The 21,483-nt window shown below is 40.6% G+C and carries 18 protein-coding genes; 15 read left to right on the forward strand and 3 right to left on the reverse strand.

Annotated elements, in window-relative coordinates:
* Positions 1-9: 9 nt before the first annotated feature.
* From H2672_RS05585 to dnaI, 9 genes are all read left to right on the forward strand, one after another.
* Positions 10-720 carry a response regulator transcription factor gene (locus H2672_RS05585; RefSeq protein WP_186670096.1) on the forward strand — a complete coding sequence of 237 codons (711 nt, stop codon included), beginning with the start codon at positions 10-12 and terminating at the stop codon, positions 718-720.
* A complete protein-coding gene (gene pnpS / locus H2672_RS05590) occupies positions 720-2,135 on the forward strand; it encodes a two-component system histidine kinase PnpS (RefSeq protein WP_186670269.1) in 1,416 nt (471 codons plus the stop codon). Before H2672_RS05585 ends, pnpS begins: the two co-directional genes overlap by 1 nt.
* Positions 2,136-2,937: 802 nt before the next feature.
* Positions 2,938-5,562 carry a DNA polymerase I gene (gene polA / locus H2672_RS05595; RefSeq protein ID WP_186670098.1) on the forward strand — a complete coding sequence of 875 codons (2,625 nt, stop codon included), beginning with the start codon at positions 2,938-2,940 and terminating at the stop codon, positions 5,560-5,562.
* A gap of 9 nt (positions 5,563-5,571) precedes the next feature.
* Positions 5,572-6,444, forward strand: coding sequence for a bifunctional DNA-formamidopyrimidine glycosylase/DNA-(apurinic or apyrimidinic site) lyase (mutM, locus tag H2672_RS05600; protein WP_186670099.1), 873 nt, complete (start codon positions 5,572-5,574; stop codon positions 6,442-6,444).
* A 22-nt stretch (positions 6,445-6,466) separates the two neighbouring features.
* Positions 6,467-7,063, forward strand: a complete 597-nt coding sequence (gene coaE, locus H2672_RS05605) for a dephospho-CoA kinase (RefSeq protein WP_186670101.1) — start codon at positions 6,467-6,469, stop codon at positions 7,061-7,063.
* 123 nt (positions 7,064-7,186) lie between these two features.
* Entirely contained in the window at positions 7,187-8,209 is a 1,023-nt protein-coding gene (locus tag H2672_RS05610) for a glyceraldehyde-3-phosphate dehydrogenase (protein WP_186670103.1), read from the forward strand.
* A 154-nt stretch (positions 8,210-8,363) separates the two neighbouring features.
* The gene (gene nrdR, locus H2672_RS05615) at positions 8,364-8,825 is read left to right on the forward strand and encodes a transcriptional regulator NrdR (protein ID WP_186670105.1); all 462 of its coding nucleotides are present in this window, start codon (positions 8,364-8,366) and stop codon (positions 8,823-8,825) included.
* A 31-nt stretch (positions 8,826-8,856) separates the two neighbouring features.
* A complete protein-coding gene (locus H2672_RS05620) occupies positions 8,857-10,236 on the forward strand; it encodes a replication initiation and membrane attachment family protein (RefSeq protein WP_186670107.1) in 1,380 nt (459 codons plus the stop codon).
* Position 10,237: 1 nt separating this feature from the next.
* On the forward strand, positions 10,238-11,182 hold the full coding sequence (gene dnaI, locus H2672_RS05625; RefSeq protein WP_186670109.1) for a primosomal protein DnaI: 945 nt from the start codon (positions 10,238-10,240) through the stop codon (positions 11,180-11,182).
* A 61-nt stretch (positions 11,183-11,243) separates the two neighbouring features.
* On the opposite strand, the gene H2672_RS05630 is transcribed toward dnaI, so the two are convergent.
* Positions 11,244-11,432 carry a hypothetical protein gene (locus H2672_RS05630; protein ID WP_186670111.1) on the reverse strand — a complete coding sequence of 63 codons (189 nt, stop codon included), beginning with the start codon at positions 11,430-11,432 and terminating at the stop codon, positions 11,244-11,246.
* 320 nt (positions 11,433-11,752) lie between these two features.
* Between H2672_RS05630 and H2672_RS05635 the strand changes: the two genes are divergently transcribed.
* On the forward strand, positions 11,753-12,355 hold the full coding sequence (locus H2672_RS05635) for a dienelactone hydrolase family protein (RefSeq protein WP_186670113.1): 603 nt from the start codon (positions 11,753-11,755) through the stop codon (positions 12,353-12,355).
* Here H2672_RS05635 and H2672_RS05640 read toward each other — a convergent pair.
* Together H2672_RS05640 and H2672_RS05645 are read right to left on the reverse strand one after the other, a co-directional pair.
* Positions 12,324-13,037: an endonuclease V gene (locus H2672_RS05640; RefSeq protein ID WP_186670115.1), complete on the reverse strand. Its 714-nt coding sequence runs from the start codon at positions 13,035-13,037 to the stop codon at positions 12,324-12,326. The genes H2672_RS05635 and H2672_RS05640 overlap by 32 nt on opposite strands.
* A 51-nt stretch (positions 13,038-13,088) precedes the next feature.
* Positions 13,089-14,051 (reverse strand): polysaccharide deacetylase family protein, encoded by a 963-nt coding sequence (locus H2672_RS05645; RefSeq protein WP_186670117.1) that lies wholly within the window; start codon positions 14,049-14,051, stop codon positions 13,089-13,091.
* A gap of 264 nt (positions 14,052-14,315) precedes the next feature.
* Here H2672_RS05645 and H2672_RS05650 point away from each other — a divergent pair, with 264 nt between their 5' ends.
* From H2672_RS05650 to thrS, 5 genes are all read left to right on the forward strand, one after another.
* Complete coding sequence (locus H2672_RS05650) at positions 14,316-15,089, forward strand: DUF2935 domain-containing protein (protein ID WP_186670119.1); 774 nt, start codon at positions 14,316-14,318, stop codon at positions 15,087-15,089.
* A gap of 243 nt (positions 15,090-15,332) precedes the next feature.
* Positions 15,333-16,403 (forward strand): Fe(3+) ABC transporter substrate-binding protein, encoded by a 1,071-nt coding sequence (locus tag H2672_RS05655; RefSeq protein WP_186670121.1) that lies wholly within the window; start codon positions 15,333-15,335, stop codon positions 16,401-16,403.
* Positions 16,404-16,471: 68 nt separating this feature from the next.
* Positions 16,472-18,103: an ABC transporter permease gene (locus H2672_RS05660; RefSeq protein ID WP_186670123.1), complete on the forward strand. Its 1,632-nt coding sequence runs from the start codon at positions 16,472-16,474 to the stop codon at positions 18,101-18,103.
* A 1-nt stretch (position 18,104) separates the two neighbouring features.
* Complete coding sequence (locus H2672_RS05665; protein ID WP_186670125.1) at positions 18,105-18,845, forward strand: ABC transporter ATP-binding protein; 741 nt, start codon at positions 18,105-18,107, stop codon at positions 18,843-18,845.
* A 541-nt stretch (positions 18,846-19,386) separates the two neighbouring features.
* The gene (gene thrS, locus H2672_RS05670; RefSeq protein ID WP_186670127.1) at positions 19,387-21,321 is read left to right on the forward strand and encodes a threonine--tRNA ligase; all 1,935 of its coding nucleotides are present in this window, start codon (positions 19,387-19,389) and stop codon (positions 21,319-21,321) included.
* Positions 21,322-21,483 lie beyond the last annotated feature (162 nt).

Raw genomic sequence — 21,483 nt, forward strand, 5'->3', positions numbered from 1 at the left:
TGATGCAAGTTGAGTTCAAGTATAAAGAAAATATTGATTGTCGATGACGAACAGCCGATTCGAACACTACTAGAATACAACTTGAAGCAGGCACAATACGAAACAATTACTGCTGCTGACGGGGAAGAAGCGGTATTGAAAGCAGAAATGGAAAGACCTGATTTAATCTTACTTGACTTAATGCTTCCAAAAATGGATGGAATTGATGTATGCAAAACATTAAGACAGCGTGGACTTGATATCCCAATTATCATGCTTACGGCAAAAGGGGACGAGCTAGACAAAGTGCTCGGTCTTGAGATTGGCGCGGATGATTATATGACGAAGCCGTTCAGTCCACGTGAAGTTGTTGCACGCGTTAAGGCTGTATTAAGACGCAGCGGGGAACGGACAGACAAAGTCGAAGAAACGGGAATTTTAACTACTGGATTATTAACGGTGCACGCTGAACAATACGAAGCTTATCTTGACAAAGTAGAACTTGAGTTCACTCCAAAGGAATTCGAACTGCTTGTTTATTTCATGCAGAACAAGAACCGGGTGCTATCACGGGACCAGCTTTTGAGCGCGGTTTGGAATTATGACTTCGCTGGTGATACACGCATCGTCGATGTTCATGTCAGCCATTTACGTGAGAAAATTGAAGAAAACACGAAGAAACCTGTTTTCATCAAGACGGTAAGGGGAATTGGCTATAAATTTGAGGAGCCAAAAGTTTGATGAAAGATCTATATTCTAGATTAACCATCGCATGTGCAATTCTTCTTTCAGTTCTTTTAACTGGCCTCGGTATTGTCCTGGGCCAGTTTTTCCCTTTATTCGCACGGGATATCTCACTTGATCTGCAACACCAATATTGGGTTTATTTAATCATCACGCTGATAATTGCGTTTATTATCTCACTTTTAATAGCAATGCGGATGATGGTGCAATACGCTCGTCCTGTCGACGAAGTGACAAAAGTTGCTGTTCAAATTGCGCAAGGTGATTACCTTGTAAGGACAAAGACGGATGAACCAGAATATAATAATGAACTTGCGATTTCCATTAACAAAATAGCGAGCAATCTGCAAGAGATGTCGACACTACGCATGATGGAAAAAGAGCGCTTGAAAACACTTATAGAAAGTATGGGTAGCGGGCTTCTGATGTTTGGTCGTGAAGGATCAGTCAATCTTGTAAATGGAGTATTTGAAAAGACGTTTGGATTTTCAAAAGAGGAGCCAATAGGTAAGACGTTCAAAACAATTGGTTTACCTATTGAAATTGAAGATTTGATTGAAGATGTATTTATGACAGAACAAGTACGTGAAAAACAGGTTAGGATTGATTCAGGGGGTATTTATTCCTACATGGGCGTTTATGGTGCGCCTGTTATCGGCCATCACGGGAATTGGCTCGGTATTGTTGTTGTCATGCATGATATTACAAAGCTTGTCAGACTCGAAGAAATAAGAAAAGATTTCGTTGCAAATGTATCCCACGAACTCCGTACTCCTATTACTTCAATTAAAGGGTTTACTGAAACGTTATTAGATGGTGCGATGAATGAACCTGTCATAATGAAAGAATTTCTTGAAATCATTCAAAAAGAAAGTAACCGTCTACATTTACTAATTGATGATTTGCTTGAATTATCGGCAATGGAAAGAGAAAACTTTTCACTTCAGTTTGGACATGTTGAGCTGTTAGAACTGATGAATGATGCATTGGAAATCGTTTCCGGGAGTTTGGAGCGTAAGAAGATGGCTATCAATTTGGATATTGCGGATGAAATTGTTATCGAAGGCGATGCGAGTCGATTAATTCAAGTAATGGTGAATCTTTTATCGAATGCGATTAACTATTCAAAAGAACAGACAACAATCACTGTTTCAGTTAAAATAATGGCGAAAAATGCCATTATCCAAGTACAAGATGAAGGAATCGGTATCGAACAAGTTGAACTGGCACGGCTGTTTGAACGCTTCTACCGTGTTGACCGTGCTAGGAGTCGTGACTCGGGTGGCACTGGGCTAGGACTAGCCATTGTCAAACACCTCGTGGAAGCCCATAGTGGTACAGTCGAAGTGGAAAGCACAATCGGTGTAGGTACGTTAATTCGCATCTGTCTACCTTTGCGACAAGCTAATTAAGCAATTCAAAAGTCACATCTGTCGATTAACCAAAATTAACTAGGGGATAAATTAATTACACACTGGGCGCTACGTGTATTGTTGCTTCCGGATTGCTTTAGATTGAACGACTACTATACCATTATCGAGATGTCTGGATATGTAGGAATGCGCCTTTGTCGCATCCCTACATATTTTTTCGTTAATCGTATGGGGGTCCTTCATCCGTCGCGCTCCAAATGCACAAGTACACGAAGTGCTAAGACTTTGTGGGACGAAAGATAAAGGGACATATAACTGGATAAAAGCCGCCAAAGATGCAATTTTGGCGGCTGCTGCTTTCTCTATGGTTTTTCCTATCTTTATTAAAGAAGTGTCACATTCTAGTAGACATCACATAATTAGATGCATAAACTTTACTAAAAGTAAGCAAGAAGCACATTATACAACGTGCAAAAGTGCCCGAAATTGTATCTTCGGGCACTTACTCTCTCTATAGAATGTCGTCTACTCTTTTCTTCCAAACAACTGCATTTTTCACTTGAATAGTGTAGGAACGCGACAGGCAACTAGCCACACTAGGACCCCTCAGTAAATCTGTCATGAATAGTTAGCCGAAAGCGGGCCAAAAATAGTCCAACTAAAACGGATTTTCTCAAGCCCTTCTCACCAGTGTTTTATGCGAATAAATGGTTAATCAACAGACGTGTTCATAAGTAAAGAATTACGGAAGCAGACTAAACAACGCGTCATTTTCATTTATATCTGCCCCCGTGGTAAGATGAATGAAGATGACGTTTTTTTGAATGGGAGTGGAATGTACATGACGACAAAGAAAATTGTATTACTTGATGGAAACAGTCTTGCGTACCGGGCATTTTTTGCATTGCCTTTACTAACAAATGATAACGGGATCCATACCAATGCGGTATATGGCTTCACAATGATGCTGCAAAACATACTTGAGGTTGAAAAACCTACGCATATTCTCGTGGCATGGGATGCTGGAAAAACAACATTCAGGCATAAAACATACGGAGAATATAAAGGTGGGCGTCAGAAAACGCCACCTGAATTATCGGAGCAATTCCCATATTTGCGAAAGTTGCTTGAAGCATACAAGATCCCCCAGTACGAACTTGAACAGTACGAAGCAGATGATATCATCGGTACGCTTAGTAAAGCAGGAGATGCTGACGGTTCCGAAATCGTTGTCATTTCAGGGGATAAGGATTTAACGCAACTTGCTAGTAAACATACGACGGTGTTCATCACTCGAAAAGGGATGACGGATATTGAGAAATACACGCCTGAACACATTATGGAGAAATACGGCATTGAGCCCCATCAGATCATTGATATGAAAGGGTTAATGGGTGATGCATCCGATAATATTCCGGGCGTTCCTGGAGTCGGTGAGAAGACTGCACTCAAATTGCTAATCGAATACGGTTCGATTGAAAATGTTTATAAATCTCTTGCTAACATTACTGCTAAAAAACTGAATCAGAATTTGACGGAAAATGAAGCGCAAGCGTTCATGAGCAAAGACCTTGCGACAATTGAAGTGAATGCACCAATCACGGTTTCCATCAATGATTTAACATATGACGGACCTGATATAGATGAAGTGTCGAGTATTTACCGAGAGTTGAAATTCAAGACCCTCCTCGAAAAAATTACACCTCAAGCAGCAGAGGAACCAAAAGAAGCAATTGAAGTCACGATTGTTTCTGAACTCTTGGACAAGGATTTGTCAAACGAAATGGCAATCCATGTTGAAATGATGGATGAAAACTATTTGACTGCAGAGATTTTGGGCATTAGTTTGGTGGATGGAAAAAATATCCTATTTATCCCGCTTGAAGTCGCAAAAACATCGCTGTCATTTAAAAACTGGCTACAAAATACGGACAAGCTAAAATACTCGTCTGATTCGAAAGCGGCTAGTGCATCACTTGCGCGTCAAGGTCTAGATGCAGAAGGATTCCAGTTTGATCTATTACTTGCGACATACATCGTCAACCCGTCGACGACATATACCGATGTAGCTTCTATTACACGAGAGTTCGGTTACACAGAAGTTGAGCAGGATGAAGTGATTTATGGAAAAGGTGCTAAGAAAGCGATACCGACTGAAGAAATAATTGCAGAGCACGCAGGGCGGAAAGCGCAGGCAATATGGAAACTACATGCGGTGATTGAAGAGAAATTACAAGATAATGATCAATATGATCTATACCATGATCTTGAGTTACCGCTAGCGGCGATTCTTGCGAAAATGGAAACGACTGGTGTGATGACTAACCGGGATACGCTTCTGACAATTGGAACGGAACTGTCTGCTAAACTGACCATACTTGAGACAACTATTTATGAAATTGCAGGAGAAAAATTCAACATTAATTCACCTAAACAGCTTGGCGTCATCCTTTTTGAAAAAATCGGACTTACTCCGATAAAAAAGACGAAGACTGGTTATTCAACTGCAGCAGATGTACTTGAGAAGCTTGAAAGTGAACATGAAATTATCAGCCATATATTGAACTATCGCCAACTCGGTAAATTGAATTCGACGTATATCGAAGGATTATTGAAAGAAATTCACGAGGATGGCAAGATTCATACTCGTTTCCAGCAAGCACTCACGACAACAGGCCGACTTAGTTCGATCAATCCCAATTTGCAGAACATCCCTGTACGACTTGAAGAGGGAAGAAAAATTCGTGCGGCGTTCGTTCCATCTGAACCGGGCTGGTATCTATTTGCAGCGGACTATTCTCAAATTGAACTGCGTGTGCTCGCACATATGTCGCAAGATGAAAAACTAATTGAAGCTTTCCGTGCAGGTGCAGATATTCACACGAAGACAGCAATGGACGTTTTCGGTGTTGATGAAGATTCAGTGACGTCAGACATGCGCCGAGCAGCAAAAGCGGTCAACTTTGGAATTGTCTACGGAATAAGCGATTACGGACTTTCACAAAGCTTGGATATTACGCGGAAAGACGCAGCGCAATTCATTGACACTTATCTCAGTAGTTTCCCAGGAGTCAAACAGTATATGAGTGATATCGTCGCGGATGCGAAAAGGAAAGGCTATGTGACGACGCTTATGAACCGCAGACGGTATTTGCCGGAAATTACAAGTTCGAATTTTAACTTGAGAAGTTTTGCGGAACGGACTGCCATGAATACACCGATTCAAGGAAGTGCGGCTGATATTATAAAAAAAGCAATGATTGAAATGGCTAAAAGGCTTGAGGTTGAAGGCATGCAGACACGTATGCTTCTGCAAGTGCATGATGAATTGATCTTTGAAGCACCAGAAAGTGAAATTGAGAAACTAAAAGAAATTGTACCTGAAGTGATGGAATCAGCTCTGGCGCTTGACGTGCCTTTGAAAGTTGACTGGGCATTCGGATTATCTTGGTATGATACGAAGTGAGGGGATAAAATGCCTGAATTACCGGAAGTGGAAGGGGTCGTCCGTGCACTCGCACCTATTGCGATAGGAAGGACGATTCAGCATGTGACCGTTTCAGATACAGTTATCAAATCAAAACAGCTTGGTAAAGAAGCTGTGATAAAAGGAATTACAACCGAAGACTTTATAGTGGATATGGCTGGAATGACGATTAAAGACGTCACACGGCGCAGTAAATACATCTACTTTCATCTAATGAAAGATAGTAATACCTGCCTTCTTGTCAGTCATCTTGGTATGACAGGAGCGTGGTTCACTGTTGACAACGTTGAAGACATTACGGAAATGAAGTTCCGTAACCATGTTCATGTTGTTTTTACGCTAGAAGGTGGGGGACTACTGGTTTATTCGGATATTCGTCGTTTTGGTGAGTTACGGCTTCTCGGCTGTGAAGCGGATCATCCGCCTTTATTGAAAATGGCTCCTGAACCGTTCGCTGCTGAAGCACGCAATCATTTCCTTGAGTTGTCGATAACGCCGAAATATGCCCGAAAGCCAATCAAGGAAGTCATTATGGATGGGCATGTACTGTCTGGATGCGGGAATATTTATGCGACGGAAGCAATCTATAAGATGAAGATTCATCCAGGAAGGACTACGGAGCGGATTAGCCTAAAAAGAAAAAAAGAATTATTTGAAGTGATTGTGGCTATTTTACAAGAAAGTATTGATGCGGGTGGTAGCTCCATTTCTGATTACCGGAATATTAATGGGGAAGCAGGCACTATGCAGGATCGTCTTAACATGTATGGCAGGAAGGTTTGCCCTGCTTGCGGCTCTGCCACGGAAAGTATGAAAATTGCAGGCAGGACATCCGTTTATTGTCCGGCATGCCAGAAATGATTGCTGAAGGGCTGTGAGAGCTATGATTATCGGTTTAACAGGCAGTATTGCGAGTGGGAAAAGCACTGTGTCCAAAATGTTGGAGAAAAAGGGCTTTCCAATTGTAGATGCGGATGAAATTGCGCGTCTTGTTGTTGAACCTGGCAGTCCAGTTCTACTGGAAATCAGCAGCGCATTTGGACAGGGGATTTTGCGCGCGGATGGATCGCTTAACCGAGAAAAACTTGGGGAGCGTATATTCGGTAATGTAGAAGAGCGCAAAAAGTTGAATGGTATCATTCATCCTGCCATACGAAAAGAGATGCTAAGGCAAAAAGAGCAATGGATTTCAAAGGGGGCAAATACGGTCATCCTAGACATTCCATTGTTGTTTGAAAGTAAGCTGCAATCCTTCGTCGATAAAATCATTGTCGTGTCTGTCACACCTGAAATACAAAAAGAACGGCTAATTGCGAGGAATGTGTTATCGGAAGAAGAAGCGGACGCACGAATTCGTTCCCAGCTACCAATAAAAGAGAAGGAACTGAGTGCAGACGCGGTTTTACGTAATAACGGTCCAGTTGAGGAGACAGAAATTCAGCTGGCTGAGGTACTATCAAAATGGAATGCAGAGCCCTAAAGTGATTCTGAAAAGTAAAACATTTTAATTATTCATAGTTAATCTTTGTTTTAGCATAATATGTGTTATACTAATGACGGGTATTAGATAAAAAGTATAACATACATACAGGAGGATCTTTATATGACTACTTCTATTGCGATAAACGGGTTTGGACGAATTGGACGAATGGTATTCCGTCAAATGATAAAAGAAGAAGATGTAACAATCGTTGCGATCAACGCAATGTATTCATCAGAAACGCTCGCTCATCTTATTAAGTACGATACGAATCACGGTACATTTGATGGCGAAGTCATTGCAAAAGAAAATGCGATTTACGTTAACGGGAAACGAGTGCAAATCGTCTCTGACCGTGATCCGCTGAACCTTCCTTGGAGAAAGCTGGGAGTCGATATTGTCATTGAAGCGACTGGTAAGTTTAATTCACGTGACAAAGCGGCACTTCACCTTGAAGCTGGCGCAAAAAAAGTCATTATATCGGCACCTGGTAAAAATGAAGATATCACCATTGTTTTAGGTGTAAACGATGATAAACTAGATATCGAAAAACATGACATTATTTCGAATGCAAGCTGTACAACGAACTGCCTTGCTCCTGTAGCTAAAGTATTGAATGATACATTTGGTATCGATAACGGATTAATGACAACGATCCATGCGTATACAAATGACCAAAAGAACTTGGATAATCCTCATAAGGACCTTAGACGTGCACGTGCATGCGGACAATCTATCATCCCGACATCTACTGGGGCTGCAAAAGCGTTGGCACTTGTACTTCCAGAATTGGAAGGAAAGATTCACGGAATGTCGCTTCGTATACCGACGCCAAATGTTTCACTTGTTGACCTAGTTGTAGATTTGAAGCAAGACGTTACAGTGGAGATGGTAAACGATGCATTCAAGCAGGCTTCTGAAGGTGCGATGGCAGGCATTCTCCGTTTCTCGACAGAACCGCTTGTATCCATCGATTACAATACGACAACTGACTCTGCAATCATTGACGGTCTTTCAACCATCGTTATGGCAGATCGCAAGGTGAAAGTACTTGCATGGTACGATAACGAGTGGGGTTATTCTGCACGCGTTGTCGATTTAACGAAGAAAGTCGCCGCGGCTCTGAAAACACTAGAACTTGCGTAATTGTGAATAGAAAGCGTCCCTAAAGTTGCTGTACTATGACTTTAGGGACGTTTTTTATTGATGTACAATGTTTCTTTCCCCTCTATTTCGATTTTTTTCGGCATGTTCTGTTATAATTAAGTTATTATCTAAGAAAAAGCGGAGGATACACATTATGAAATGTCCAGCTTGCCAGTTCAATGGCACTCGAGTTGTCGATTCTAGACCGGCCGAGGAGAATAGATCCATCCGGCGTCGCAGAGAATGTGAACAATGCGCATTCCGTTTTACGACATTTGAAAAAGTTGAGGAAATGCCTTTGGTTGTCGTGAAAAAAGATGATTCACGAGAAGAATTTAGCGGTGAAAAAGTCCTTAGAGGCCTTATTCGTGCATGTGAAAAACGTCCTGTATCACTTGAGGACCTAAAAAAAATCGTCTACTCGATTGAAAAAGAATTGAGAAGCGCAGGTGTCGTGGAGATTAATTCTGACGATGTTGGAGAAATGGTTATGGAACAGTTATCGGAAGTTGATGAAGTCGCTTATGTCAGATTCGCTTCGGTCTATCGCCAATATAAGGACATCACAGTTTTCATAAAAGAATTGCAAGATCTACAAAAACGAACGAAAAAGTAACGTATCCCATTTAGATAGGATGTAGAGTTCGATGGCACCCCTTTATAAAGAACTACAGCCAGTTGACGCATACAAAATACGGTTATCGCAGCCCTTTACAGATTATGACCGTCAACTCCTCACTTTATTTTATCAACCGCTGATTGGCCCGGGTGCTATGAGTTTGTTTATGACATTATGGGCGGACGCAGAGCGTGAAGATGGCCGTGAATACAACCATTATCACCTTATGAACATTTTGACGATGCCGCTGGGACCTGTTTTCGAAGCAAGGATTTCTCTGGAAGCGATTGGTTTATTGCGTACGTACAAGAAAAAAGATGGCGATGCGAGATTATTTGTTTATGAACTGCTTCCTCCACTTGATGCCAAAGCCTTTTTTCTAGATCCATTGTTGTCGACATTCTTGTTTAGTAAAATCGGGGAACAGGCATACCGAAATCTACGTAGCCGTTTTGCGCTAGACAGTATTAATGAAGTCGGATTTGAAGATGTATCACGAACATTTCTGGATGTGTATACGCCTGTTCAACAGGGCTATAGCATGGATATGGGCGAGGACCAGCAGTTCATCGGACGGAATGAAGCAGAAGGTGTACCATTTTTGCATTCCGACTTTGATTTCGATCTGCTAAGTTCGGGGTTATCTGAACAAATGGTTCCTAAAGCTTCATTATCCTCTGTTTCAAAGGAATTAATTGCGAAACTCGCATTCCTTTATTCGCTTACGCCGCTCGATATGCAAAAAGTCATCATGATGGCGCTCGATGAAGACCTCAAGTTGCCGGAAGACAGATTACGAAAGTCAGCAGCAGAATTTTATAAAATGAATGTTTCAAAAGAGGCTCCAGTCTTGCATAAAGTGTTCGCGAAAGAATTACCTAAGTCCGAAACAGGGATATTGACGCGGGATGAAGAATTGGTGCATTACCTTGAAAATACGGCGCCACTTGAAATGTTGCGCGAGATTAACGGGAAAGAGCCTCTTTCAGTAGACGTGAAGCTTGCCGAAAAGCTGGTCAATACACATGGATTGTCCGTCGGTGTCGTCAATGTCTTGCTGCAATACGTTCATTTACGCAATGATGGGAAAATAACGAACAGTTATGTTGAGCGGATTGCTTCGCATTGGATGAACAAAAATGTGGATACGGTGAAAACTGCACTTGAAATGTCGCGCAACGAGCATGACCAGTATGTTAAATGGAAAAACGAAGGGCAGAGTACAGGATCAAAAACAGGGCCTAGACGAAAATCTGCACGGGAAGAGAAAGTACCAGAATGGTTTTATAAAAAAGATGAAAAGAAAGCAAAAACAGATAAACCTGTTAAATCTTCTTCCGCAATTGATGAAGAGCGTCGTAAATTACTTTTGGAATTAGGCGTAACAGGGGACGGGACGGTGAAGTGAAATGGAACATATTGGCGATACTTTGAAACGGGTTGTGAAATCACCGGCATTTGCCGCAAGGTTCGATGAATTACGAAAAGAAGTGATGGAGAGTTCTGGGGTGCAACAATTTCTGACGGATCATTCCACTGAAGTTGATGGCGAAGTTGTCGAACGGAGTCTTGGGAAATTATATGAGTATGCCACTGCTTCCCATAGTTGCGGAAAATGTCCTGACCTTGCAGGATGTGTGAATTTCCTGAAGGGCTTCGAGCCGAAATTGCTATTATCACGCGGCCTCATCGATGTGGAATATACAAAATGTCCAAACAAACTTATGGACGACGATCAACGTACTATTAAGAAGATGATCGACAGTATGTATATGCCGAAAGATGTCATGGAAGCGAAATTACAAAATATTGATATGTTTTTTGACGATAGCAGAGTTCCAGCTGTACGTGCTGCGAAAGACTTTCTGAACATTTTCGATAAAACAGGAAAACTCCCAGAACGTGGTATGTACATTTATGGTCCATTTGGAATTGGTAAATCGTTCGTGCTTGGAGCCTTGGCGAACGAATTAGCTAATCGTCGGATACGTACAGTTGCTGTATATGTCCCAGAATTCCTAAGGGAAATGAAACAATCTATTCAAGATCAGACATTAAATGAGAAAATTGATTTTGTGAAAAATGCACAAGTACTTATGCTTGATGATATTGGTGCAGAAACAATGTCGGCTTGGACGCGTGATGAAGTGCTTGGTACCATTTTACAATACAGGATGGCAGAAAAACTACCTACTTTTTTCACATCTAATCTTAGTTACGCTGAACTTGAGGATCATTTGACATACACGCAGCGCGGTGAAAAAGAAGTAGTAAAAGCGGCTAGAATTATGGAGAGGGTGCAAATGATTAGCACTCCTATACGACTCGATGGTGAAAATAGACGCGATAAATAAAAGAAAGACGTAAAAATGACAGAAGCATTATGCTTCTGTCATTTTTCATAATTCTTATTAGTTATCTTTTTTCAAAACGGTTTGTGCGTTGCTCTTTTTGCTTTTGATTATCATTTTTTTGTTCGTTCAACTTATCAATATCAAATGTAGTCCCAAACTCTTCACGCATATCATTTGGATTTTGATTTTTGTTGCGGTCTTGATTTTGTTTTTGGTCACGGTTCGGATTTCTATTATCATTATTCGGCAAGATCAATCACCTCCACAACCGTATCATGTGCCTAATATTGCTTTTCAATACTTGGGAATTAATTCTGCTAAGTAAATGCGATGTCTGATTCTCTACTTTATGGAGGATGTAGCAATTTTTTGTGTGATTAAATTTCAATTACTTTAATTGTCGAAAATAGTTCTTCTTCAGGGTAAAGACTATTCCACTCAGCTGGAAAGTACCCGAGCGGGTTGCATATCATTTCAATTCCTTTATAAGTTTCATGATGTCGAGTGTGAATATGGCTGAATATGTAATTCTTTACACCACATGATACAAGGAAATCCAGGAGGTAAATAATGTTTATAAAAAATCACCAAACTAAAACGGCGGTTATTGTCGTTCATGAAATCTATGGCATTAATCTTCATATGAAGGGCTTTTGTCAGTCTTTGCAGGGCTATGGATTTGATGTCTTTTGCCCAAATTTATTTGGGCAGGAAACATCATTTGACTATTCACAAGAAAAAAACGCTTATAACTATTTTATGGAAAAGGTTGGTTTTACTGCTGCCGTATTGCAAATTAAAAAGATGATTTCCGACATAAAGGACAATTACCAAAAAATATTTGTAGTTGGGTTTAGTGTCGGGGCGACTGTTTCTTGGTTATGCAGTGAAGAAAAGGCGGTTCACGGAATTGTAGGTTTTTACGGTTCGCGTATTAGGGAGTATATGGAGATTACACCCCAATGTCCTGCGCTCTTATTCTTTCCACAGGAAGAAAGATCCTTTAATGTGGATGAATTAATGGCTGCTTTCGATAAAGAGAATACTGAAGTCCATAAATTTAATGGACAACATGGGTTTAGTGATCCGTTTTCACCGGTATATTATGAGGAATCAGCTAAAGATTCTTTAAATATTATGATTAGCTTCTTGTTGAATCAAACATCTTCCTAAGTCTCTTTGTTTCCAAATCCGCCAATCTTACTGGAATCGGTAATCGACTTTCATTGTTTATTAATTTCAAGGTGATTTCAGTCGTCATAGGTAGATCAATTAAATTTCCACAGGAGATGAAGATAGGTTTTACATCTGTATGGGTACGCAAAGCTCTTCCATATATTTCGTTCTTCACAATTATATCTTTATATGAACCTGCTACGTTTTTTGGCATCTTGAAATTGACGCCATCTATTTTAAAGTAACTTTTAGCAATGCCGATTGTGGGTTTATTCAAAAAGAAAGAGGCGTGTGTGGCAATTCCCATACGCCTCGGATGCAGAATTCCATTTCCGTCAAATATAAATAAATCTGGTGTTATCGTGAGTTTCTTGGCGGCTTCAATTACAAGTGGCAGTTCCCTGTAAGCGAGGTACCCAGGTCTATATGGCACATGGATTTCAGCCTTGCTTACTGCTTTTTCGACAATCGTTCGCGTTTCATAATCGATAACGATAATACTACAGACTCCCCATTCAACCCCTGTTTCTTCCCAGTATGCAACATCCACACCTGCACAGAATTTAATGTCTTGGTCTTTCGCGCTAGTTTCCAGCTTAACTTTTTTGCGCAGATTGGCCTGAATAATTTCAAAACTATCTATTTCAATTTTGAGCGGATGAATGTCCTCGATTTTCATTTGATCTCCCTTATACTTCGCTATAGGATTTCATTGCTAATGGGACTGATTTTAGTCAGCAATCCGTTTTTCGCTCATTAAATCACTTACAGTACCCAGCCGGTAACCTTTCCCTTTAATTTCAATTATCATAGTCTCCAGTCCTTCAAAAACGGCTTTTGTGGGGTGCATAAGAACCATTGAACCCTTACCAACTCCAGCAACAACACGCGCAACCATTTCGGAAGTTTCTGGCTTTCTCCAGTCAACTGTATCGACCGTCCATAGAATGGTTTTCATGCCAAGCTCATTTGCGACAAGAATTGTCTCCTGATTAAAACTTCCGCTTGGCGGTGCAAACCATATCGGTTTTATACCTAGCGTTTCCTCAATTACATCATTTGTTTTTTTCAATTCAGTCACTGTTTCAGCCCGAGAGCGCAGCTTAAGATCGGGATGACTATAAGCGTGATTGCCAATTTCGTGACCCTCAAGACTAATCATAGTAGCTAGGTCGGGATTATTCTTAACCCAACTGCCATCAAAAAAGAATGTTGCCTTTACTTGGTGGTCTTTTAATGTTTTAAGAATACCTGGAATGTACTCGTTGCCCCAAGCGACATTTATTAGTAGAGCTACCATAGGTTTTTCCGAGTTGCCCCTATAAATTGGTGAGGGTTCTAAATCGTTCAGATGGACTTTTGGAGAAGTTTCAATGAATATGATTTTATTTGTATCAATATCGGTGCTAGTTTTCATATTTTTATAACTGGCTTCAATATCAACTTTCAAACCATTATATCCGGGTATTGCTTTCCAAACTCTGTCTATTTTTGCATCAATTGGCTCAATTTCATGTTGGTCATTGTAGGCTGAAATCTTTTTAATCAGGTCATCTTTATCTGTTTCTGAGAAAGTAGTGATGGCGTTTTCAGCGTCAGACTTTGAAGATATAGCTATAAATGACTTTGTGTAAATGCTTGGCATTGAGATTAGTGCAATAAAAATCATAGTCGCGTAAATGATCTTTTTCATGCTCTTTTCCCTCTTGTAATACAGTTAACTAAATGGTGATAGTCAAGCAAATTTACGGCTGCTATATCACTTTGTATCATGGGAATCCCTCCATTCGATAGCTTGATACTGGTAGGCTTCCCGTTCAACGTTGGACTATACTTGTCGTTATCTGACAAGTATTACAAACTAATAAAATAGAAAGTTAGCCTGAGGATATGGGCACTTAAATCAAACGCCCAACATAGCATAGTGAGCAGTTACTAAACAGGAAGAGGTGGAGGATTGCCTTATACAGACAATTATCAAAGGGATACCTACGGCGTCATCGATTTTTGGGTGCGCAATAACTTTGAGCATGGGGAATTTTTTGACAGGGAAATAAGTCACCATGAAATGGAGCTGGCACGTGCAAATCAGGCTATGACTCAACGAATGGGTAAAATTTTCGAAAGAACGGAATCGAAGACGGGTGATATCGGCCTGATACTTGCTGAGGCAAAAAGCTCCACACACGAATTTCACGAATTGCTCGTCCATACGATGGATAAAGCGTTACATTGCGAAGTGATTATATCTACGCCAACCTCACTCCTTGATCACATGATTCGGGAAGCGGAAGAGGCCCAAAAAGTTTTTAAATTAATAGAAACGAATGCATACGTAAAACCAGCGGATGCAACGATACATGAAAGTAATTTTTGGCTGAGGCAAATGGTGGATCATCTCATCTTTATAAGCCATTATGTAGATGCATCCAACTACGAACTTCACGATCAGGTTAGGGCGATGACCAGGAAATTTGAAAACCTGTTACTTCAAGCAATTTCACTAAAGACAATGATACGCCGACCGCGTAATGAGGTGTCACCAATTTTAAACAACTTCAACCAGATGGTTATTAAGGAAACAAAGGCACTTGAAGCATTTAAATTGGAATTAAGTGAGCTTATCAAAAACTGTGCAGCTGTAACAACCGCTCCACCGGACTTATTAGAGCATATCGCTAGGGAAGCGCATCACTTATGGAGGAACCTGGAAGACCAGGTTGTATTATAACTGTAAATTGCACCAATAAATGAATCATATCGTAAGAGTAGAAGTAGTTTGGGCCATTGATAAACCTATGTATCGATTGTTTTTTCTTCGGTGCAAGTCAACTCGGTTTATCTATGGCTTTTTACTATTCAGGCAGTTGCGCTTCATTTACTTTTTGTTGACTTCCAGCCAATCTCATTATATATTGTTAATGAAATTGAGAATCATTTTCAATAAAAAACGGATGTTTGGAGATGGAAGTATATGAAGAAGAGTTTGATCTTACTCGTTGTTGCCTTGATGCTTGTACTTGCTGCATGTGGAAGTACAACTAAAAAGGAAAGTGGCGCTGATAAAGATGCAGTAGCTAAGAAACCCGAGAAATCGGAAGTGAATTTGTATACAAGCCGTCATTATGACGTCGATAATGAATTATATAAGAAGTTTGAACAAGAAACAGGCATTAAAGTTAATGTCATCAAAGACGAAGCAGACGTACTAATCGAACGCATTAAACGGGAGGGAACTGCAACAAAAGCAGATTTATTACTGACAGCTGACGTTGGCAGACTGTATCGTGCGAAAGAAGAAGGACTTCTTCAAACAGTGTCAAGTGACATCTTATCGAAACAAATACCAGAAAAATTACGTGATGTTGACGACATGTGGGTCGGTTTGACGAAACGTGCGAGAATTCTAGTGTATAATAAAGATAAGGTCAAACCTGAAGAGCTTTCTACATACGAAGCACTCACAGAAGACCAGTGGAAAAACCGAGTACTTGTCCGTTCATCTGAGAGTGTTTATAATCAGTCACTTCTTGCTTCATTCATCGAGATAAATGGTGAAGAAAAAGCAAAAGAGTGGGCACAAGGCATTGTCAATAACTTTGCCCAAAACCCTGAAGGCGGGGATCGAGACCAAGCGAAAGCAATCGCTGCGGGTATCGGTGACATCGCAATTATGAATTCATACTATTTCGGTCAAATGCTTAATTCACAAGAACCTGAAGAAGTGAAAGTAGCGGAAAACCTTGGTGTCTTCTTCCCGAACCAAGAAACGACGGGTACACATGTAAATATTAGTGGAGCTGGAGTTATCAAAGGTTCGAAAAATGCGGATAATGCACTTAAATTACTTGAATTCCTTACAGGGGAAGAAGCGCAAGGCGAGTTTGCCTCAGCGAATTATGAATTCCCTGTGAATCATAATGTAGCACCTTCAGAGCTCCTTAAATCTTGGGGAGAATTTAAAGAACAAGATATACCATTATCGACTTTAGGAGAAAATAACGCGAAAGCGATTATGATTTTTAACGAAGTCGGCTGGAAATAAAAGTCGAGCCCCCTACCGTATTTTCGGCTAGGGGGTTATTGCTTAAAAGGTAGAGGATGGGTTATGTCATGAACAAGCATTTAGCTAATGTAAACGGGTGGACGATAGGGGCAGTACTTATCATCATCTTGCTGTTTTTACCGAATGTGTCGATTGTAACCGGTGTTTTTTCACCAGCAAGTGAAAATTGGACGCATATAAAAGAATTCATGTTACTTAACTATATAAAGTCGTCGCTCACACTCGTTTTCTTTACTGCGCTGTTCACGATTGCAATCGGGCTAAGTCTCGCTTGGCTCATTGCCCAATATGATTTTCCGCTTAGGAACTTTATGAAATGGGCACTGATTCTTCCTTTATCGATTCCGCCTTTCATTGGTGCCTATACGTATCATGGCATCATTAATTACACGGGTGTCATACAAAAAACACTTCGTAACCATTTCGATGTGACACCGAATCCCGCCTATTTTGATATTATGAATGTCCCAGGCGCGATTTTCATTTATACTCTGTTTCTTTATCCATACGTTTATATGATTACGAGAATTTTTCTTTCTCACCAATCTGCTTCTTTAATTGAAAGTGCGCGCACTTTAGGGAAAGGCCCTTTAGAAATATTCTTTAGAGTTGTGATCCCGATTTCCCGTGTATCCATAATTGGTGGTGCAAGTCTAGTAGTGTTGGAAGTTTTAAACGACTACGGGGTAGTTAAATATTTCGGAATCCAAACGTTTAGTACGGCTATTTTTCAAACGTGGTTTGGGCTTGGTGATTTGGATGCAGCTATCAAGCTAGCTGCATCTTTAATGGGAATCGTTATTTTCATCTTAGTCATCGAACGTTTACTGCGGGGAGGCAAACAGTTTAGTTATTCCACGACAAAAGTTAGACCACTTCCACTTGTAAGATTAAAAGGGAGAAAAGCGGTATTTGCGACGTTGTACACATTAGTTATTTTTAGTGTTGCGTTTCTTATCCCGATTCTTCAGTTGATTGACTGGGTTATTCTTACATTCGGTAAAGTGCCGATGCATGATGTATTATTTTACACCAAAAACTCCGTTATTGTAGCTGGCCTTGGTGCCTTCCTTATTATTGTATTTTCATTGGTTGTCGGTAACTTTAGTCGAGTGGTCAATCATAAGTTTGCGAAAATATTGCCGAAATTGACGGTTCTGGGTTATTCAATACCCGGGGTAGTTGTTGCTGTGGCTGTCATAACAACCTTCATTGCGCTTGACCGATTTCTTGCGCCTGTTTACCAATATTTTGGCATGGATTCAGAACTCGTCTTAAGTGTTAGTCTATTCATGCTAATCAGCGCCTATGTCATCCGTTTTTTTGCAATCGGTTATAATTCGATTGAATCAGGTTTCGATAAAATCGGAACGGATTTCCGCGATGCATCGCGTATGCTAGGAGCAAATAGCCTACGAACGTTTTTTAAGATAGATGTTCCGATGATGAAGGGTGCTATTATTAGTGGATTTATCCTTGTGTTTGTGGATATACTGAAAGAAATTCCGTTAACACTTATCTTACGACCATTTAATTACGATACACTCGCCACGAAGGCGTTCCAATATGCAAGTGATGAAAAGATTATGGAGGCATCCCAAGCTTCATTATTAATTGTCGGAGTGAGCACAATTGCGATCTTTGTTTTCCATAAGTTACTCAGAGAGGAGCCGAAATAATATGTTTATGGATATTAAAAATTTACAGTTTACTTATCCCAAATCAACTTTGAATACGGTAGATAACTTTTCATTCACAGTGGAAAAAGGAGAAGTTATTTCAATACTTGGACGAAGTGGGAGTGGGAAAAGTACACTTTTACGCTTAATTGCAGGACTAGAAATGCCAGCAGGAGGTGCGTTTTCTCTAAATGGCAAGAAGATGTTTTGCGACAAAACTTTCCTGCAACCGGAAAAACGCGGAATCGGTATGGTTTTTCAGGACTACGCACTGTTTCCACATATGAGTGTTGAAGAAAATATACTATTCGGGCTCCCGAAAATGAGTAGGAAAGACAAGAAGAAACGAGCGCAAGAAGTGCTTGAACTTGTTGAGTTAATAGGATTTGAGAAACGCTACCCACATCAATTAAGTGGAGGCCAACAGCAACGTGTTGCACTCGCAAGGGCACTGGCTCCGGAACCAGAGCTCCTTCTCCTTGATGAGCCGTTCAGTAATTTGGATACAGATTTACAAGTGAAAATCCGCGGTGATCTTCGACGGATTTTGAAAAAGGCAAAAACGACTGCTATTTTTGTTACGCATAATCAAAATGACGCTCATGCACTTGCAGATCGCATTGTGAAGATTAAAGACGGCAAGATTGAAAAAATCGGTCGACCTTGCGATTTATTGGGCGTTTCACCTACGGAAATTCCTGGCATGGTTGAAATTACTTACGAAGAACTTATCGGTGTTTGATAAAGTGAAACTTTTATCAATGGAGGCTTCATCCCCACTGATTGTTAGTTGAACCAATCGGGCTTTTACGGGCAGTTGATCCCCAACCTATGCCTCCCGATTCAACTTAATCTTTTGCTGAGGATTGTACTGCGCGGTAATGCGGGATAAAGTGAACTTGCAATTAATTCGTAATCGACGTATACTCAGTTTTAATTAATAATTTGAAATGCATGGAAGAGGACAACAATCATTTTGTCTACCTAAAGAGAACGGGGCCATTGGCTGAAAGCCCTGCAGGATAGAAGGATGATTTACCACCTTGGAGCAGCATCGGTGAACTTACTAAAGTAACCGATGACGGAACCCGGTCCGTTACCCGACGTCAAGCTTCATCTTTTTGCTACGTTTGTCTAGCTTTAGTGGTCGTAACAGTCCACTTACGCTTTTCAGAGTACTGAATTGAAGGAAGAAGGGTGGAACCGCGAGCTAAAGCTTCGTCCCTTTCCAGGGATGGGGCTTTTTTTGTTTTTCAATTATAATAAAAGAGGAGTGCTTAACAATGACAACTATGATTAATTTGAAATTTCCAGATGGTGCTGTGAAAGAATTTCCACAAGGCACAACTACAGAAGATATTGCAGGTTCAATTAGCCCAGGACTTCGAAAAAGTGCGTTGGCGGGTAAAGTTGGAGACAAGTTAATAGACTTAAAATCATCGATTTCTGAGGACGGCGATATCGCGATTATCACACCTCAATCACCGGAAGCACTTGAAATATTACGCCACAGTACAGCACATCTACTTGCGCAAGCTGTAAAACGTAAGTTCCCTAATGCGAAGCTAGGTATCGGACCAGTTATTCAAAGCGGATTTTATTATGATATTGATTCGCCTGAACCGATTACAGCAGAAGACTTACCTGAACTTGAAAAAGAGATGAGAAGAATTATTGCTGAAAACGTGGAAGTAATTCGTCATGATGTATCTCGTGAAGAGGCGAAAAGACGTTTCGAAGAAATAGATGATAACTATAAATTAGAACTTCTAGAAGCGATTCCTGAGGGCGAGCAAGTGTCTATCTACGAGCAAGGCGACTTCATCGACTTGTGTCGCGGTGTTCACGTTCCATCTACAGGGAAGTTAAAGGAATTCAAACTTCTTAGCATCGCAGGCGCTTATTGGCGCGGCGATTCGAATAACAAAATGTTACAACGGATTTACGGTACAGCTTTCTTCAAAAAAGAAGAACTGAAAGAACATCTTCGTCTCTTGGAAGAAGCTAAGGAGCGAGATCACCGTAAAATCGGGAAAGAACTTAATCTGTTCATGAACTCTCAAAAAGTGGGTCAAGGCTTGCCGATGTGGTTACCTAAGGGAGCAACAATTCGCCGAATCATTGAGAGATACATCGTTGATAAGGAACAAAAGCTTGGTTATGACCACGTTTATACTCCAGTTCTCGGCAGCGTGGAATTGTATAAAACATCAGGTCACTGGGATCACTATCAAGATGGCATGTTCCCTGTAATGAGCATGGACAATGAAGATCTTGTCCTGCGTCCAATGAACTGTCCACATCATATGATGATTTATAAAAATGGAATTCATTCATACAGAAACCTTCCACTGCGTATTGCAGAACTTGGTACAATGCACCGTTATGAAATGTCAGGAGCACTATCAGGCTTGCAGCGCGTTCGTGGAATGACTTTGAATGATGCGCATATCTTTGTTCGTCCCGATCAGATTAAAGATGAATTCAAACGCGTTGTACAACTAGTTATTGATGTTTATAAAGATTTCAATATTGAAGATTATTCTTTCCGTGTTTCTTACCGGGATCCGGCGGATAAAGAAAAATACTTTGACGACGATGCAATGTGGAATCGTGCACAAACAATGCTGAAAGAAGCGATGGATGAAATGGGTCTTGACTATGTTGAAGCAGAAGGAGAAGCTGCATTTTACGGACCTAAACTCGATGTTCAAGTGAAAACAGCAATTGGTATGGAAGAAACGTTGTCAACAGTACAACTCGATTTCTTACTTCCTGAACGTTTCGATCTAACATATGTTGGTGAAGATGGAAAACAACATCGCCCAGTTGTCATTCACCGTGGTGTTGTTTCAACTATGGAACGTTTTGTTGCATTCCTAATTGAAGAATACAAAGGCGCATTCCCAACTTGGTTAGCACCTGTCCAAGTAGAAGTAATTCCAGTTTCACCAGATGCGCATTTTGACTATGCAGATAGCGTCCGTGAAAAATTGGTTGCTGCTGGATTCCGTGTTAATATTGACAGCCGTGATGAGAAAATTGGTTACAAGATTCGGGAAGCGCAAATGCAAAAAGTACCTTATATGCTCGTTCTTGGCGACAAGGAAGTTGAATCAGGAGAAGTGAACGTCCGTAAATATGGCGAACAGCAATCAGAAAGCTTGCCATTCGACGAATTCCTTGCTAGACTAAAGGAAGAAGTTACGAGTATTTAAATTAATATAGCAGTGGTCAAAACACAGCTATATAAATCTAGTCGTAATTGCTTTTTAAAACCTGTTGACAAGTTTATTGTCACATGGTAAAGTAATTAAGGTTAGTAATGACTGAATACAGTTTGTGGTATAAGAAGAGGCTACCCGCTTCTCACCTGTTCG

Source organism: Sporosarcina sp. BP05, from assembly GCF_014282005.1.
In the GTDB taxonomy this organism is placed as follows: Bacteria; Bacillota; Bacilli; order Bacillales_A; family Planococcaceae; genus Sporosarcina.

Bases quoted from the DNA above. Each gene is read 5' to 3' on its own strand.
- pnpS (WP_186670269.1), top strand. From the start codon at position 720: ATGAAAGATCTATATTCTAGATTAACCATCGCATGTGCAATTCTTCTT.
- polA (WP_186670098.1), top strand. From the start codon at position 2,938: ATGACGACAAAGAAAATTGTATTACTTGATGGAAACAGTCTTGCGTAC.
- mutM (WP_186670099.1), top strand. From the start codon at position 5,572: ATGCCTGAATTACCGGAAGTGGAAGGGGTCGTCCGTGCACTCGCACCT.
- coaE (WP_186670101.1), top strand. From the start codon at position 6,467: ATGATTATCGGTTTAACAGGCAGTATTGCGAGTGGGAAAAGCACTGTG.
- H2672_RS05610 (WP_186670103.1), top strand. From the start codon at position 7,187: ATGACTACTTCTATTGCGATAAACGGGTTTGGACGAATTGGACGAATG.
- nrdR (WP_186670105.1), top strand. From the start codon at position 8,364: ATGAAATGTCCAGCTTGCCAGTTCAATGGCACTCGAGTTGTCGATTCT.
- H2672_RS05620 (WP_186670107.1), top strand. From the start codon at position 8,857: ATGGCACCCCTTTATAAAGAACTACAGCCAGTTGACGCATACAAAATA.
- dnaI (WP_186670109.1), top strand. From the start codon at position 10,238: ATGGAACATATTGGCGATACTTTGAAACGGGTTGTGAAATCACCGGCA.
- H2672_RS05635 (WP_186670113.1), top strand. From the start codon at position 11,753: ATGTTTATAAAAAATCACCAAACTAAAACGGCGGTTATTGTCGTTCAT.
- H2672_RS05640 (WP_186670115.1), bottom strand. From the start codon at position 13,037: ATGAAAATCGAGGACATTCATCCGCTCAAAATTGAAATAGATAGTTTT.
- H2672_RS05645 (WP_186670117.1), bottom strand. From the start codon at position 14,051: ATGAAAAAGATCATTTACGCGACTATGATTTTTATTGCACTAATCTCA.
- H2672_RS05655 (WP_186670121.1), top strand. From the start codon at position 15,333: ATGAAGAAGAGTTTGATCTTACTCGTTGTTGCCTTGATGCTTGTACTT.
- H2672_RS05660 (WP_186670123.1), top strand. From the start codon at position 16,472: ATGAACAAGCATTTAGCTAATGTAAACGGGTGGACGATAGGGGCAGTA.
- H2672_RS05665 (WP_186670125.1), top strand. From the start codon at position 18,105: ATGTTTATGGATATTAAAAATTTACAGTTTACTTATCCCAAATCAACT.
- thrS (WP_186670127.1), top strand. From the start codon at position 19,387: ATGACAACTATGATTAATTTGAAATTTCCAGATGGTGCTGTGAAAGAA.